10 protein-coding genes are annotated in these 15994 nt (G+C 55.2%); 3 read left to right on the forward strand and 7 right to left on the reverse strand.

The genetic code is table 11. From position 1 onward, the window contains the following. The first annotated feature begins 2 nt into the window (after nucleotides 1-2). On the forward strand, nucleotides 3-3734 hold the full coding sequence (locus Q31a_RS12870; RefSeq protein WP_261342722.1) for a PQQ-dependent sugar dehydrogenase: 3732 nt from the start codon (nucleotides 3-5) through the stop codon (nucleotides 3732-3734). Nucleotides 3735-3891: 157 nt separating this feature from the next. Here Q31a_RS12870 and Q31a_RS12875 read toward each other — a convergent pair whose 3' ends face one another. Further along, nucleotides 3892-4773 carry a c-type cytochrome gene (locus tag Q31a_RS12875; RefSeq protein WP_145078188.1) on the reverse strand — a complete coding sequence of 294 codons (882 nt, stop codon included), beginning with the start codon at nucleotides 4771-4773 and terminating at the stop codon, nucleotides 3892-3894. 260 nt (nucleotides 4774-5033) lie between these two features. Beyond that, nucleotides 5034-5381 (reverse strand): ArsR/SmtB family transcription factor, encoded by a 348-nt coding sequence (locus tag Q31a_RS12880; RefSeq protein WP_145078190.1) that lies wholly within the window; start codon nucleotides 5379-5381, stop codon nucleotides 5034-5036. 460 nt (nucleotides 5382-5841) lie between these two features. Between Q31a_RS12880 and Q31a_RS12885 the strand changes: the two genes are divergently transcribed. Next, nucleotides 5842-7188: a sulfatase family protein gene (locus Q31a_RS12885; protein ID WP_231691239.1), complete on the forward strand. Its 1347-nt coding sequence runs from the start codon at nucleotides 5842-5844 to the stop codon at nucleotides 7186-7188. Between the two features lie 299 nt (nucleotides 7189-7487). On the opposite strand, the gene Q31a_RS12890 is transcribed toward Q31a_RS12885, so the two are convergent. The 3 genes from Q31a_RS12890 to Q31a_RS12900 form a co-directional block, all read right to left on the reverse strand. Then, nucleotides 7488-8153 (reverse strand): DUF922 domain-containing protein, encoded by a 666-nt coding sequence (locus Q31a_RS12890; RefSeq protein WP_145078194.1) that lies wholly within the window; start codon nucleotides 8151-8153, stop codon nucleotides 7488-7490. Between the two features lie 367 nt (nucleotides 8154-8520). Further along, nucleotides 8521-10644 (reverse strand): leucine-rich repeat domain-containing protein, encoded by a 2124-nt coding sequence (locus tag Q31a_RS12895; RefSeq protein ID WP_145078196.1) that lies wholly within the window; start codon nucleotides 10642-10644, stop codon nucleotides 8521-8523. Next, on the reverse strand, nucleotides 10641-11156 hold the full coding sequence (locus tag Q31a_RS12900) for an RNA polymerase sigma factor (protein WP_197356791.1): 516 nt from the start codon (nucleotides 11154-11156) through the stop codon (nucleotides 10641-10643). The genes Q31a_RS12895 and Q31a_RS12900 overlap by 4 nt, the downstream gene beginning before the upstream one ends. Nucleotides 11157-11796: 640 nt before the next feature. Here Q31a_RS12900 and Q31a_RS12905 point away from each other — a divergent pair. Next, nucleotides 11797-13011, forward strand: coding sequence for an alpha/beta hydrolase (locus Q31a_RS12905; protein WP_231691180.1), 1215 nt, complete (start codon nucleotides 11797-11799; stop codon nucleotides 13009-13011). A gap of 138 nt (nucleotides 13012-13149) precedes the next feature. Here Q31a_RS12905 and Q31a_RS12910 read toward each other — a convergent pair whose 3' ends face one another. Together Q31a_RS12910 and Q31a_RS12915 are read right to left on the reverse strand one after the other, a co-directional pair. Further along, the gene (locus Q31a_RS12910; protein WP_145078202.1) at nucleotides 13150-14508 is read right to left on the reverse strand and encodes a sigma-54-dependent transcriptional regulator; all 1359 of its coding nucleotides are present in this window, start codon (nucleotides 14506-14508) and stop codon (nucleotides 13150-13152) included. Further along, nucleotides 14505-15923: a two-component system sensor histidine kinase NtrB gene (locus Q31a_RS12915; RefSeq protein ID WP_145078204.1), complete on the reverse strand. Its 1419-nt coding sequence runs from the start codon at nucleotides 15921-15923 to the stop codon at nucleotides 14505-14507. The genes Q31a_RS12910 and Q31a_RS12915 overlap by 4 nt, the downstream gene beginning before the upstream one ends. Between the last annotated feature and the right edge of the window lie 71 nt (nucleotides 15924-15994).

The raw sequence follows: 15994 nt of genomic DNA on the forward strand, positions 1-15994 counted from the left end.
CGATTGAGACGCACCCAGCAGCCGCGCTAGGCGTTCAGGTCTACGAGCAATTTGCCCTTCGGCATGCTGGCAACGCCAAGAATGGTGCGAAGCTGTTTAAGGATAAGCGCGCCCAGTGCATCGTCTGTCACAAGATCGCTGGCCAGGGGGGCGACGTTGGTGTTGAGCTCTCACACATTGGTGGGAAGTTCGATCGGCCTCACTTGATCGAATCACTGCTAGAGCCTTCTCGGCAAATCGTCGAAGACTTCCGAACGTCGAACATCTTGACCGCCGATGGCGAAGTGCTCAGCGGCATTGTGAAGACGCAAGACGCTAAACAACTCACCCTCATCGACGCCAAGGGCGATTCGAGGCACATCCTGCGGGCGGATATCGAAGACATCAGCATCAGCGACATTTCGCTGATGCCTGCCGGTTTGGCCAATGAATTATCGCTAGAAGAATTTGCCGACCTAATCGCTTACTTAGAAAGCCTGCGACCGGGAGGCGATGAAGCGCGCGGTGCTGGGATTGTTGGACCAATTTCATTACCCGAGGACTTTGAAATCACGACGGTTGCCACTGAATTGGATGGTGCTGTCGCCTTGGAGGTCCTGCCCGACGGCCGCCTATTGATCTGCGAACAGATCGGTCGCGTTCGCGTCGTTGAGCACGGAAAGTTGCTGGCCGAACCCTTTGTGACATTGCCCGTGGATGCCTATTGGGAACGCGGTGTCATCGGCGTAACCCACGATCCCCAATTTCCCGCCAAACCCTACATCTATGTTTGCTGGGTTGCCAAGGATCCGTACCCGCACCATCACGTTAGCCGATTTACCATGGAAGGGAATGTCGCAGTTGAGGGGAGTGAGAAACTGCTGCTCGTCGGTGACGATCAATCCAAGATGGGAGGAAAAGTCCCGGCAGGCCACCAGGGAGGTGGAATGCACTTTGGCGTTGATGGCAAGCTGTATGTCTCTATCGGAGAGCAGACTTCCGCTCCCGCAGCTCAGGAACTCGATACCTTCCTGGGCAAGATTTTGCGGATCAACTCCGACGGTTCCATCCCCGAAGACAACCCGTTCTTCCAGCAAGCTCAAGGGAAATACCGCGCGATTTGGGCGCGAGGCGCCCGCAATCCATTCACGTTCGCCATTCGTCAACCAGACGGGCTGATGTTGATCAATGACGTTGGTGGCGAAAGCGAGGAGATCAATGTAGGACGTAGCGGCGCCAATTTTGGCTGGCCTGCGGTCGACCACGGCGATCAAGATGCGTACAAGCTTCCTGAATTTGATGGACCGATCCACTTCTACCCGCATTCATCGATCAATGGCGCGGCTTTTTGCCCGGACGACAGCCACTGGCCCGAATACTGGCGGGGACGCTTCTTCTTTGCCGACTACATTCATGGCTGGATTCATACCTTGGATCCAGAGAGTCCCGCAAATGCCGAACCATTCGTGCAAGGCATGCGGCGGCCTGTCGATCTGCGGTTTGCACCCGACGGGAGCCTTTACGTTTTGCTGCGAAACGCGTGGGTAATCGATTCGAAGTACCAAAGTGGAACGGGATCTCTGCTGCGGATTCAAATCCGCGATCAATCGAGCCAAACCAATTCAGGCGACGCCTCGGCCGAAGCGACCTCACCGCGCACCAGTCCGCTTGGGGCCAACGTGGTGCTTACCGAAAATGCAGTCGACGAGTCCGCGGGCAATCTGGCTGCCTTCAAAATTGAAACGCCCACTGCCACCTATTTTCTCGAGAAGACGGGAGCCGGCTTGAGCAGTCTGTTGGATCGTGATGGAAATGACTGGATTGGATTTCATCCTACCGAGGGAAGTGGTGCAGGTGGCGAGTACCGTGGGTTTCCCAATGCCGTTTACAAGCAACATGGCAACTATTTCCACGCTCGCAATCGCCAGACCGATCCGATGACAACACGCGTTGAGCGAGTTGAGAAGGAGTATGTGGCGATCGTTGCCGAATCCGAGAATGGACTGTGGGCCGGCCGCTACGAGTTCTTCCCCACACATTGTTCATTCGCAATCACAAAATTGCCGAGCGACAGCCATTACTGGGTGCTGTACGAAGGGACTCCTGGTGGAAAACTGGATTTGGACGATTGGTGGATGGCAGCCGATGTAGAGACTCCGCAACCCATCACTGCTCGCCATGAAGGCGATCTGCCAGCGACCGAATGGATTGCCTTTGGAGATGCGAAAACCGCTCGCACACTCGTGATGCTGAATCATCAAGATGACGCGTTTCCGGACACTGGCTATCAAATGAACCAAGAGATGACGGTCTTCGGATTCGGTAGGAAAGACTTGAACGCGTTTCACTCGCGTGTTGGAGTGCCATTCTCCATTGGTTTGGTGGAAAGTACGCAGCATCAGGCGATTTCCGAGTTTGCTGAGCGGACGAAGTCAGCGCCGTCGAATGTTTCGGCTGCGGACGCTGCCGTTCATCCTCCACGGGATTCGATCGAATTGGGGCCGAAGCCTGGGGATGTCTATCGCGAGTTTTCGCTGTTCAATGGTGGCAACTTTGATTGGCGGGTCACCGATCCCGAAGCGACGCACGAAGGTGCGCAAGATTTCTTGCCCAACCCTGTACTGAGCATCTTAGTGGACGATCTAAAGCATGCGATTCGAGCTGAAGCGGTCCTTGAACGTTGGGGAGGCCACGCGGGGACAACCGATCAGTTAATACGCTTCAACGGCCAAGAATGGATAGCGTTGCCAGCGCTCACGACGACGCCAGCTGGCAAGCGACCTGAAGACTACCACTCCCAAGACAATCCGGTGATTGCAGTTCCGCTAGAGCAAATTAGGAACGGCAATAACGTCGTGGAGGGCATGATTGGTGCAGATAATACCGGCAGCTGGGGGCAGTGGGGACTGTACTCCGTCATCCTCCGTGTCTACTACGATCCCATAGAAAAAAAACACGTCAGCGGCGAGATCGTCTCGCCGAGATCGGGCGACACACTGCCCGAAAATCCGGTCATTGAGCTTACGCATGATGCCAACGCGGAACGCATCGATGTGTTGGGTTGGTACGACGGTTATGACGAGGATGGCAATGGTATTTACGAAGAGTGGCATGGCACGCGCTTTCAGCCGTTCCGCGGCGAAGCAGCCGATTTGCGAGACCATATTGGAACGCTCGATGCCTCACTGGGAACGGACGCGGAACTGACTTGGAAGACGCGGTGGGTTCCCGATCAACGACCTGGAGCGATCAAGTTAATGGCGCTGGTGACTAGCAACGATCACCTGTGCTACGTCACTGAGATTGTCGAAGGCCTTAGTCTCCAGCGAGATGGGTATTCCGTGGTCCAGTATCACGCGACCGACGTGCCAGAATCCTTCAGTGTTCGAGTGGGGCAACGCAAGTCGTGCGGGATTCCGATCCCTGCGGAAGCGAATCTCACTTCCGCAACGGCAGCGGTCATGCACTATCGCACGTGGGAAGCGCATGACAGCCACCATAGCCCGTTTAAACTCAACGGCCATGAGCATCTCAACCAGGGGAAGAACCATCACTATGATTACGATCTTCTGCCAATCCCGGTTGCCGAACTGAAGAATGGCGACAATAGGTTTGAGATCCACTCCGATACCGTACACCATATGCTTGAAGTCCTATGGCCAGGGCCAGCTGTCACGGTGCGGTACGAGACTGCGCATACCGAAACCGCCGAATCCGCCGCTCACGAGTTACTTCATGCGGAGGTGTCCTTCTAAGCTTTCGCCAGCCAAACTCCCCGGCCCCAACGCGTTCGCCGCCGGCGCGGACCGCGCACCGCAGCGCGGTGACCGCCGCAGTGGCGGAGGAAGGCGGCTGGCGAGACCGCTACCCGCCACGAATGGATCACGGTCGCCTGGCTAGCTTCGCGTCGGACTAGGGCTCCCGCTGCTTCAAATCGGCGCTCGGCCGGAACTTCGGGCGTGCATTTGAATTGACAAACGCGGCAATATCGAAAGCTTCCTGAGCAGTCAGGTCACATTCATCGAGCGGCATTGCGACTTTCAGCCATGATGCCATTTTGGGTACCTTGGATAGTCCGGCCCCGTCGTTGAACGACATATCTCCCCATACTGCCGGGCCGTCGTCCGTTCCACTGCCGTCAGCGGCATGGCAGTCCGCACATCGGTCGGCGTACAGGGATCGCCCGTTGGCAATCCTCGGCGTATAAGAATCGGTATCCAGCATCTCGAGATGGTTCGGGCCAAGTGGTGCAGTGGGATTCATTTCAATTGGCGTGCCCCGTGACAACCATGTGATGTATGCAGCGATGGCAACAGACAGCTTACTGCCAAGCTTCGGTCGTGTTCCGTTTTGACTCCGTAGGAAGCAGTTGAGGATACGGTCTTCTAACGTGATGACGGCTTTTTCTCTGGGGGAGAAGGCTGGGTAGGCTGCAGCAACTCCTATCAAGGATGCTGCCGCCGGGTGCCTACCCGCATCCAAATGACAGGAAGTACAGTTCAACGAATTGCCCACAAATGGTTTGGTCAGTGGATGCGAGCTGGTCTCGTTGACAAGTGATTCTCCTAAGCGGACCATTTCGCCCAGTTCTCCTGCGGGGTAGTCCGACGAGTCGAGCTCGGCGGACTCCGATGAAGTTGGACTGGGGATTGCCGCCACTGTCTGTCTGGCTTCCGAGATTGAGGGCTGAAGGGGGCCATCCAACGGCCCCTTAGACTGGGCGGACGCTTGTTGAGTCTGAGGTAGACTCAATGCACTCAACGCGGCAAACAGGTAGATGAATCTGCGAGTCATGAAGGCACCGATTTAGAAAAGGCTGGAAAACTCAAGCATTGGTCGAACCAATTGGACGGAGCGGGTGTTTGCGGAGAGTTGCTCCGCTGCAGTGGAATTCGCTGTTGCTGCGCAGGGATGATCTTGCAGATGCACGCACGGGATTCGGTTGTCTTAGTTCGGTTCGGCTCTAACCAAGTCATACTGCAAGGCAAATCGAACAGCTACCCATGCGGTTCGGAAGGGAGGTGAAATTGCGTCGCGCTCTGGGAGTGTGGACGCTATGCATCCCCTTTCAAAAAACGGCCTTCAATGCATCCCATCAGTTGCTCCAAATGTGGTTCCGCGATTTGGTAGTAGACCTTCCGTCCCTCGCGTTCACTATTCAGAAAACCACACCGCTGGAGCAGGCGAAGATGCTCAGACCCTACATTGTCGGGTATACCGCTGTCTTGGGCCAACTCCCCCACGGTGTATCTCCCATGCAACAGCATTTGCACAATCCGCAGGCGAACCGGATGCGCCAGCGTTTTGAGGCATTCCGCCGCCTCAGCAAAGTCCTGGACGGTGCCCGGGGGCTTCGTCGGTTGCGGAGCAGAAGGAGTTTTCGAGTTTTGGGGCTTAGCCATGGCAGTTCCTTTAGGTTGGTATATTTAATATATCGCCAGGTGTCGAGATGCCAAGATCGCGTTGCTGGAATGTTGGATTTCAGCACGCGGAAGTTTCCGGGGACGCCGATGCGTTTTCCATGCAACGGGTTGGCTGTACGGGAGAGCGGAGACCTGGAACACTCCAGTCCGCGGCCAACTGGCGGTCTCGCCCTTGGCCCGCCCCCTGGGTAAGGTGTTCAGTTCTCCAGTCGTGATTCGCTTAGAATGGCCCGCGGCTACATGCTGCGAGCGCAACGTGGGCTCGCAATAACCACCAGAAACGCCATCCTCTAGAAACGCTAATTGAGTACCGAACTTCTTCTCGGCGTCGCTTTGGCCACGCCGCTTTCCTACACTCTAGAACGACGATGCCATGAAATACTTCCTGCTACTCATCTGCTGCTTAGGGACTTGGGGCGACCTTGCTGGCCAAGCTTGCATGGCCGCCGAGCGTCCCAACATCGTCCTAGTCTTCATTGATGATATGGGCTGGGGCGATTTTTCGTGTTTTGGGAATGAAGACGCCACGACCCCCAATATCGACCGTCTGGCTGCAGAGGGAATTCGGTTCGAGCAATTCTATGTCAACTCCCCGATTTGCTCACCCTCTCGCACTGCAATCTCTACCGGACAATATCCGCAGCGTTGGCGGATCACCTCCTATTTGAATCATCGAAAGGCCAATGAAGAGCGAGGCATGGCCCAGTGGCTTGACCCGCAGGCTCCCATGCTCGCTCGTTCGCTGCAACAGGCCGGCTATGCCACAGGCCATTTTGGGAAGTGGCACATGGGAGGCCAACGCGACGTCAACGATGCGCCGACAATCCAGACCTACGGCTTCGACGAATCGTTGACCAATTTTGAAGGCATGGGGCCCAAATTGCTGCCTCTGACTTTAAAGCCTGGGCAGGAAAAGCCCGGACGTATCTGGGAGGATGCAGAGAATTTGGGAGCAGGTTTTCGCTGGATGTTGCGTTCTGAGATCACCGGTGGATTTGTCGATGCGGCGATTCCATTTATTGACCAAGCAGTCGCCAATGACAAGCCGTTCTACATCAACCTTTGGCCAGACGATGTCCATGGTCCGTATTGGCCCCCTGTCGAATCCTGGGGGGACGGATCAAAGAGGCGTTTGTATCTCTCAGTGCTCGAGTCGATGGACCAGCAGTTTGGAAGGCTTTTTGACCGTATCCGTAGCGATGCTAAATTGCGAGATAACACGCTGATCCTCATATGTTCGGACAATGGCCCGGCACCAGGTGCTGGTGAAGCGGGACCGTTTCGCGGTTTCAAAACGCACTTGTACGAAGGCGGCATCCGCTCGCCGCTGATCGTGTGGGGGCCAAACTTCCTTCGGAAAAAGGGATACAACAACACCGAATCGGTGTTTTCAGCAGTGGACCTCGCACCAACTCTGCTTGCGTTTACGGACACCACATTTCCTGCCGGTATCCAGTTCGATGGAGAACCTTTGGTCGCAACGTTGCTGGGAGATGGTGGTTCACGTGCAGCCCCGCTGTTTTTTCGCCGGCCACCCGACCGTGACTCTTATTATGGGGTCGATGACTTGCCCGACCTCGCCGTTCGCGCCGGAAAGTGGAAGCTGTTGTGCGAATACGATGGCTCGGCTCCAGAACTCTACGACATGCAGACCGACCGAGGCGAGTCGTCAAATGTAGCAGCTAACCACGCCGATATCGTGGCACACCTCACCCGATCGCTACTTGCGTGGCACAAGAGCATGCCGCCCGACAATGGCCCGATCCTTAGCAAACAGGCGAAGTGAGTGGTGAGTGATATGCAATTCACTCAACGCGCCGCTTTGCCGGGCTGTTGATTTAATAGCAATTTGCATTTTAATGCGGAGGTAACATCCTTAATTGACTTGTAGCGGAGGTTATCTTTCCTTGCGCGCGCGGTGGGTTACTATTTCAACAGCCCGTTTGCGCCGGGGGGACGTTTTCTGCTAACGTCGAATCCCCACCTGAGCCGCCACGAGAACTTACGGAAGGCTCGCGACGCCTTGCCTTTAAGACGCAGGGAAAGGGGGGCTGCAAAGCAGCGAACTGACTTTCCTTCTGGCGTTCATTGGGGAGCGCTTTTGGCGCGTAGTCGTCTGGTTTTAGGATTTCGTGCAGCTAATTCTTCGGCTAAGTGCTCGAGGGTGAGCTGGTGAATGCGCCTCAATTCAGACTGCTTAGGCGAACTGAGTCCGTGCCGAGTATCGCGGTCATATTCGAGATTGTCTGCTGCAATTTGTGAATCAACCTGTTGGAGCTGTTCATCCAGCATGGCGACAACCGCTGCAGACGCTTCTTGTTTCGAGTTCTTGGTGACCATCATCGACTTACCGTTCGACTTGGATTGTGCGATGGCAAGTTGAGCTTTTCTCACATTGATTTCCGCGATATCGAAATGTCCCTGCTCATGGTCAAGTAGGGCAGTGCTTGCGTGGGATGCCCACCACGAATCTTGTGGTAAGAAGACAGTGAAAAGAGTGATGGAGGTGATTTTTGCCTCAAAATGGCGGCCCGATCGCCTAATCGAGTAGCGGAATTTGGAACGGACCCGCGTCGCGGTGTTGGCTTGCGCGGTGCTGCCCGGTTCGACGCGGCCGATAAATTCGCTGATGGTGAGCGGTCCCAATTCATAGGGCCGTTCGAGGGCAGCGGGTTCTTTACCCACTGCAACTCCCCAGCAGCAAAAAAACGTTAGCCACTGTGCAGCTTGGAAAGACGTGATCAACCGCATTGTTTATTCCAGCTGGTTCGATTTGGGGCTTGAGTAATCGGGGCATGACTGGGGACACCCGCATACCACGATACATCCAGCCAACTCCAAGTCCGATTCGGTCGCACTCTCGTGCGATTATTCATGAGGACCTTTTGCTCAAATGCATGTCACGGTTCTAGCGGGACTCGTTGCAAAATCGGAGCAGATGGATGGACGCACGAGAGCGGCGAAGATTTTCAGGAAAACGCTGGGCCCGTATTCAAAAGAGCCGATGGGATCCGCAGACCCCACCAGCTGGGATGGCAATACAAACCTAGGCTTGGCGACGAGGCTCTTAAAGCAGTTCAGCGCCAAATCCGGCGTCGAAAATGGCTTTTGACCGATGTTATTGCGAGGGTGGTGCGCCTTCCGTGGGTGATCGCACATCGACATCGGGGAGGAGTTTTGGGAGTCGGTCGATCGGAAGTGTCCATTCACCATGGTAGCCCACGAACAGCGTTTTTAGTCGTCGTATATTCTTCAGGCTCTCCAGTCCCGTTTCGGTTACTGTGGTTTCGGGATTCGTTCCATAGACTGGAGCGAGCACAAGAGTTTCCAGATTGGGCAATACGCTAATCTCTGCGATCGATGCGTCATTGATATGCTCAAACGAGCTTAAGTAGAGAGTGTGGAGGTTTGGAAGGTCCGCAAGGCGTGTTAGACCACCCAAGAAGTTCACTTGGCTCAGGTCAAGCAGTTCGAGGGACCTTAGCGTTGAGAATTTTGCCAGCTCCTCTCCATTGAGGCGATGCGATGAGGAGTCAAACACTTTAACTCCGCTCAGCGATAGCCGTTCCAGTTTGAGGCAACTGGCGATCTGATCGAGATCTGCCTGAGTCAGATACAGATGACTCAGATCAAGCCCTTTCAGGTTCGTAAACTCTCCCAAAAAAGCGAGGCGTGATGAGTTTGGATCGCGTTGAGGCTTCCACTTCGGATCCACCACCTGCATGACGATCTCTTCTCCTGGCTTGTATTGAATCTGCGATTCTATGAACTCTGGCATCCATCCCAGACTCAGATACTCGACGTTGAACTGAGTGCCCTCTCGGCGGGCTTTCTCAAGTAGGGCGTATTCGCGGATCGCACCCGAGGGCAACGAAAAATTGGGGGTTGAAACACGAATTGAATTTCTGGCCTTGGACGGATTCACCACCGCTTGAGGCTTAGCCGGCAAATTGTCTCGAGTAACATCCTGGACCGTTAGATCGGCGTAAAGGACTTTAAAATTATCGTCAGCGTCTGGCGAATACCAAAGTATGGGCCGGTCTGCTTCGTTGAGTTGGGCTCCGCCAAAGTAGTTCCAGGCGTTTTCAGGCTTTATGGAAAACTGAAACGCCATCGCACGTCCGACAGCCGACCCGAACTCTTGGACTTTCTGGAGGGCGGCTGCTCTTTCAGCATCGTTACCTTCATTGAACTGTTTCTCCAAAGCGGCAGCGAACTTGCTTTGGATTGCAAGTGGCGAACCGAGTGCGTCGTTCACTGAAAGACGCAGAGGGAACTTGGAGTCGTTGGCAACAGCGCAAAGGCGAAGCATTTCAATCACATCGGCGAGCTCTGCGGATGACTGGTTCCATGGAATGTCAACCGCCAGCGTTTCATAGCCAACAGGAACTTCGGTGCTGAATAGATCGGGTGAGACGTCAACGTCCACTTCAATTTTCGACATAACCCGCCACCTGCGAACCGCATTTCCGTCTGCCATATGAGCCGGGATTTCAAATCGCAAGGCAACCATTTTCGGTAGAAGCGTTTCCACGTCGAACCAGGCACGAACTGTTTCGCCACCTAGGGTCGATTCGTAGCCTTCCAGTTCTACGCCACCCAGAGTTTGCGTCCCCAGAGACACTAAGCCGGCTTCTCGTGCACGATCAACACGGATATGCCGCATCAATGATTCGATCAGCCTAGCTGGCGAATTCACGTCCATAGCCGCCGCAGCAGGCCCGTTCACTACAATGGCTTGTTGCGATTCCGACATCAGTAAAATACTGTTCTGCTTTTCTCGATCCACGATTCGGATAGTGCCAAGCTGATCATTTTCAATACGGTGCAGTGAGGGTGCGAGATAGCTCACTTTCTGGACGTTAAACTGATCCTGCGATTGTTGCAGGGCACCAGTCTCGGAGAACTGCACGTAGCACACGATTGATCGGATCTTCTCTAAACGCTCCGCGACCTGAGCGTAAACACTGCTCTGGGTAAACGGAATATTGAACCAAGCAAAACCACCGACGACAATCGCCAGGATGGAGGCGGCGAGGCATAGTCGCAGGATTTGTGACGATCTCATCCGAGGCTGTTTGCGATCAATGGCTGATTGAGAGTCAACAGCGAGAACGCGAGCTCGTTGCTTGACGCGTTCGACTGCGTCAGCGGGAACAGGGGTACTTAGGACAGCCCAAACGGCAGATTTCAGTGGGCCATCCAGTTCTGGGTGGTTCGAGTTTTCGGTTTCTTGGCTCATGACTTCTCTCCTTGGATGACGGCTAATCGGCTGGAAAGCCTTTTGCGAGCTTTGTAAAGCGTTGTGGAGACGGCTTCGGGGGAGACATCAAGGGCGGTGGCAATCTCGTTGCGCGAAAGCTGCTCGAAGTAAGCAAGACTGAAGATTGCGGCTTGCTGGGTGGGCAGACTTTCAATCTCGCCTCTCAACCAAGTTGCAAGTTCTGTTGCGATGAGTTCCTGGTCTGGCTGCGGTTCCGGCGATGGAGTGAAGTCGCCGTTCGGTAACGCCCCCGGCCTGCCTTGGTTACGTCGCAGGCGATCAAGCGCTCGAACCGTGGCCAAGCGGACCATCAGTCCCGTCCATGTCCGGACCATTCCCGATCGATGAACCGACATCGCCTCAGTGAAGACTTCTTGGCTCACATCCTCTGCGTCATGAACGGAGCCGAGGATGCGATAGGCGATGCGGAAAACTCGTTCCGCATGCTGATGAATGACTGCGCTCCAGTCGGGGGGCTCGGTGTCGGACACATTGGTTCTCCCTTGAGGATGTTGGTGACAACCGAATGGTCGATTCAAAACGCCCGGCATAACCTCGGAAGTCCGAATTTACTTCATTGGCCCGTATTAAGCCGTCAATCTATCTCCAGGACGCGCAATTTTGGCGTCCTCGCTACGCATTCGCAGCGGCTGAGCGGCTGACTTGCCGCATATTTTTCCAACTTTGGTGTGGGGCCAGGGGGGGGGGGCAGTGCACATTGCTCGGTGGGGGGGTGGGGACAGTGCACATTGCTCGGTGAACATTGGTGTGGGGCCAGGGTGGTGTGGGGCCAGTGCATTGGTGTGTGGCCAGTGCACGATGCTTCGGTGCACGATGCTTCGATGGCAAACGGCGGGCACCGCTTCAAGGACAGGTGCGTTAGACTGGGGGAATCCGAGTTTCGGGCGGTGCTGTCCAGCGCCCACGCGCTCTGCACCTGTTTTGGGTGAGGTTAGCGATGACCGGCCGACGGGCAGCGGTCCGCTGGCAACCACGGAGTGCTTGACGATTGCAAGGATCTTCAAGCGACAACAACGCGACGAACTACCATTTCAGCGAGTTCGGAACAAAATGGGACTTCCCGTGTTACAGGCAACAGACTCAAAAGATGCTAAAGCTGGAGAGACAAGCATGCATAGACTTCTTCGATCGACTTACTGCCTGGCCTGGTTCGTCGTGGTGAATGCCGTGGCGAGTTTGCCAGCCTACGCACAGGCTCCAAGCGACCAGACGCCGCGTCTTCAACGCGCCACAAACGCACTCGAGGGCGTGATCGCTCACCGTGATGTGGCTTATGTGAAAGATGGCGACGCTCGCCAGCGACTTGACCTTTACTTACCAGACGCCACTGAGCCGCTTCCCGTGATTGTGTGGGTTCACGGTGGCGGCTGGCAAAGCGGTAGCAAAAATGGCTGTCCGCCACTGCGCGCCGGTTACACGAAGCAAGGTTATGCAGTTGCGAGTATCGGTTATCGGCTTAGCGGTCAGGCTCCATTTCCTGCACAGATTGAAGACTGCAAGGCTGCCATTCGCTGGATTCGGGCTCACGCCGATGAGTTCAACTTAGATCGCGAGCGGATTGGCGTTTGGGGGAGTTCCGCTGGGGGCCACCTCGCTGCACTTGTTGGAACCAGCGGTGGTTTCGAGGAGTTTGACGTGGGCCAGCATCTGGATCAGTCCAGTGCCGTTCAGGCGGTTTGCGATTATTACGGCCCAACCGATTTCAAGGTCTTTGTCCAAACGCCTCACTACGAGCGCCATGCCGAAACGCAATCACCGGAGAGCAAGTTGCTCGGTGGTGCCGTGTTGTTGAATCCCGACAAGGTCAAACGCGTGAATCCGATGACCTACATCGCTGGAGACGATCCATCATTCCTGATTGTGCATGGAGACCGCGACGCCACGGTACCGCTTAATCAGAGCGAGCTTCTCTTCAAGGCTCTCAAAAATGCGGGTGTGCCTGTCCATTTCCACACGATTCAGGGGGCTGGGCACGGTGGTCCTGCATTTAATGAGCCTGGGATCGGCGAGATGGTCCGCGACTTTTGGGAGCACAACCTCAAGCAATTGAATACCGAACGCCCACAGCCTTCGGCAAGCACCTCCGAGAGCAGGGCCAGCGAAACTCCCAATCCGGGCCAAGCACCGCCTCGTGGCTCCGGCAGGTCACGGCTGAAGTGGGAGAACGTTGTTGCAGCCCAGGATCATGATCAGGATGGGCGAATTAGTGAGGAAGAGTTTCGTGGAGGGGCAATGCTTTGGAAGCGGCTGGACCGCAACGGGGATGGCTTCGTTTCCGAGAGCGAACACCGTACCGCGTTCCCAGGGCGTAGTGCAAGCGAGTAGCAACCAGGCGAGCGGGACCATGCCAAGCCCTAGGACGTTGCCGTCGCCGATCGCTTGGATCGACGCACTTACCCCCGTAGAGCTGCCATGTTGGGGGCGGGGTAGACGTCGCCAGACCATGTCGTAATGCGTTGACCTTCAATGGAGGCCGTAGCGGCTCATTTTGTAGTGCAGTGTGCGGACGCTGACTCCCAATGCTTTGGCTGTCAGTTCCCGATGAGAGTCGCAGGCGGCGAGCGCGATTTGCACTGCTTTTTTCTCAGCATGCTCGGTGGCTTCCGCCAGTGTTTGCACTCTATTGGAAACCGTCGTAGCGCCAGACTTCAGATCGTTGGGCAAATGGTTCGCGTCGATCTGATCATCAACACAAGTAACTACCAATCGCTCGATTACATTTCGCAATTGCCGAACATTGCCTGGCCAACTGGCTTCGGTCAACCGAGAAATGGCTTCATCCGTCAATCGTTTTTCATTCCTTTTGTGACGGCTGCAGAAATGTTTCATAAAGTGGTCTACGAGCAGCGGGATGTCGTCGCGACGTTGTCGTAGCGGTGGAATGTGGAGCGGAATGATATTTAGGCGATAGTAGAGATCTTCGCGAAAGCAGCCGTCTTCAATCAGCGCGCGCGGGTCTTTGTTGGTCGCAGAAACGAGCCTCGCATCGGATTCCAAAAGCTCCTCACCGCCAACGCGATTGAACTGCCCGGTTTCGAGGACTCGCAACAAATCCACTTGGCTTTTGGTCGGTATCTCGGTGATCTCATCCAAAAATAGCGTGCCGCCGCGGGCTTGTTCGAAGCATCCCGGCTTTTGTCGGGCTGCTCCTGTGAACGATCCCTTTTCATGCCCAAATAGTTCACTTTCCAACAGCATTTCTGGGAGCGCGCCGAGATTGACTGCGACAAAGCGATGGCGGCAGCGGCTGCTGAGATCGTGCAAGGCGCGGGCCACCAACTCCTTGCCAGTGCCGCTTTCCCCCTGGATCAAGACCGTTGCGTCGGTGTCGGCCACCTGCCGCAGTTGAGCGAACAATTCATGCATGATCGTACAGTTTCCAATGATATCGGAGATCGTACCTGCATCGGCCAACTGGCTCTTCAGCGATGTGTTCTCGCTTTGAAGTTGTTGATGGTTGAGCGCTTTGGCGACCTGCTCGCGAATCAGGTTGAGATCCACCGGTTTGGAAATGAAATCAAACGCGCCTCGCCGCATTGCATCAACGGCCGTTTCGACGGTTCCATGGGCTGTCAGGACGAGGACCGTCGTCTCGGGGCTTCTTTGAGCGATCAGCGAGACAAGGTCCAAGCCATCTCGATCACCTGGAAGACGCACGTCAGCGATTACTACGTGGTACGGTGACTTGTCGAATTTATCGAGAGCTTCGTTGACGTCGCTCGCCGTGTCGACCTCCTCAGCCGACTTGACGAGTCCTTTGGCCAAACCGCTACGAATATGTGGTTCGTCGTCAACAATCAAAATTCGCGTTGCTGGATTCATTCACTCGATTTCGATGTAGGGGACGCGATGCCGTCGCTCACGCGGGGCGATGTCTGGTGGTCGATAGGAAGCGTCATGCGAAACGTGGTTCCGTCTCTAGAAGTCACAAAGTCGAGACTACCGCCGTGCTGGCGAACGATTTTGTCCGACAATGCCAACCCCATCCCGGTGCCATCGCTTTTGGTCGTGAAATAGGGATCGAAAACATGGGACCGTGAGGACTCGGGAATTCCGTGCCCGGTATCACTGACCGATACGCACACGGCATCGCTTCCCGAGAGTTGGGCTGATTCTTGGGAAATGGTTAGCGTTCCGCCACCTTGCATTGCTTGAATCCCGTTGAGCATCAGGTTCAACAGGACTTGTTCAATGCGCACTCGATCGATGCAGACAGGACGGTCGGTGGCGGCAAATCCATCAATCTTGACCTTCACGTTAAGCTGCGAAGCACGCGGACGGAGCAGCTTCACTTGCTGATCAACGATCTCATGCAACATCGTTTCGTCGAGCTGTAGACGGCCGATTGATGCAAAGTCACGGAACCCCTCTAAGACACTACCCACTCGCGACACTTCGGTCTTGATCACATGCATTAGTTTTCGGATCTCATCGGGCTCATTCGGCTCGTCGAGCTGTTCTTCTAGCAGTTGGACGTGTAGCGACAAGCCTGCTAAAGGATTCTTGATTTCGTGGTGAAGACCCGCGGCGACGGAACCAAGGCCCATGAATCGCTCCATGCGCCGCATTTGACTCTCAATATGGATTTGTTCCGTCACGTCACGCAGCTGAATGACATTTCCTATCATTGCGTTCATGCGATCGCGAAGCGGCTGGCAGAAGGTCCGCAAGCGACGTTGCCCTTCGGGGACTGTGATGAAAAAATCCTCAATCAGTGAGCCGTGTTCGGTGTTGTTGGCCTTAGCGCGAAATGCGGGCAGGTCAATCTCGTCGGTGACCGATGCAAGCGGCGTGCCGACAGGGTCGGACTCCAGTCTCAGCAGATCTGCGACTCTCGAGTTGCAACTAGTCACATCACCAAGGCGATTGGTAGTAATCACCGCTTGATCCATGCTACTAAGGATGTCGCCAGCAAGTGCCTTAATATCTCGCAGAGAGTCTTGCGAGGTTTGGTACGCACGCCATAGCAATAAAACGGCACAACCGGTGGCGACGAGATTCACGACCACCAAAATGGACATTCGGAATTGCCATTTGAGTTCCCCCACAAGCGTTTCGGCCTCGATTCTCGCGTCGGCTGGCAAATCGCGAATCAATTGTCGAACCGTCGCTTGCTCATCCACAAAATCGATCATGACCCAGATCGTGATGACAAGTGCCGTAACGCTCAGGACGAGCAAGGCCGTGATGGCTGTACGGTAGGTCTTGACCGTTTCGCCCGATGGAACGCGGAACATAGCTCAGTAATGCCTTGGGGAATTCAAAGTAGCCAGCCGTGATTTTCGCACGCCACCCGATTTTTGTAAGC

The organism is Aureliella helgolandensis, from assembly GCF_007752135.1.
Classification (GTDB): Bacteria; Planctomycetota; Planctomycetia; order Pirellulales; family Pirellulaceae; genus Aureliella; species Aureliella helgolandensis.

Excerpts from the sequence above, each read along its gene's own strand:
- Q31a_RS12885 (WP_231691239.1), top strand. The coding sequence starts at position 5,842 with ATGGCCGCCGAGCGTCCCAACATCGTCCTAGTCTTCATTGATGATATG.
- Q31a_RS12895 (WP_145078196.1), bottom strand. The coding sequence starts at position 10,644 with ATGAGCCAAGAAACCGAAAACTCGAACCACCCAGAACTGGATGGCCCA.
- Q31a_RS12875 (WP_145078188.1), bottom strand. The coding sequence starts at position 4,773 with ATGACTCGCAGATTCATCTACCTGTTTGCCGCGTTGAGTGCATTGAGT.
- Q31a_RS12890 (WP_145078194.1), bottom strand. The coding sequence starts at position 8,153 with ATGCGGTTGATCACGTCTTTCCAAGCTGCACAGTGGCTAACGTTTTTT.
- Q31a_RS12915 (WP_145078204.1), bottom strand. The coding sequence starts at position 15,923 with ATGTTCCGCGTTCCATCGGGCGAAACGGTCAAGACCTACCGTACAGCC.
- Q31a_RS12880 (WP_145078190.1), bottom strand. The coding sequence starts at position 5,381 with ATGGCTAAGCCCCAAAACTCGAAAACTCCTTCTGCTCCGCAACCGACG.
- Q31a_RS12905 (WP_231691180.1), top strand. The coding sequence starts at position 11,797 with ATGCATAGACTTCTTCGATCGACTTACTGCCTGGCCTGGTTCGTCGTG.
- Q31a_RS12910 (WP_145078202.1), bottom strand. The coding sequence starts at position 14,508 with ATGAATCCAGCAACGCGAATTTTGATTGTTGACGACGAACCACATATT.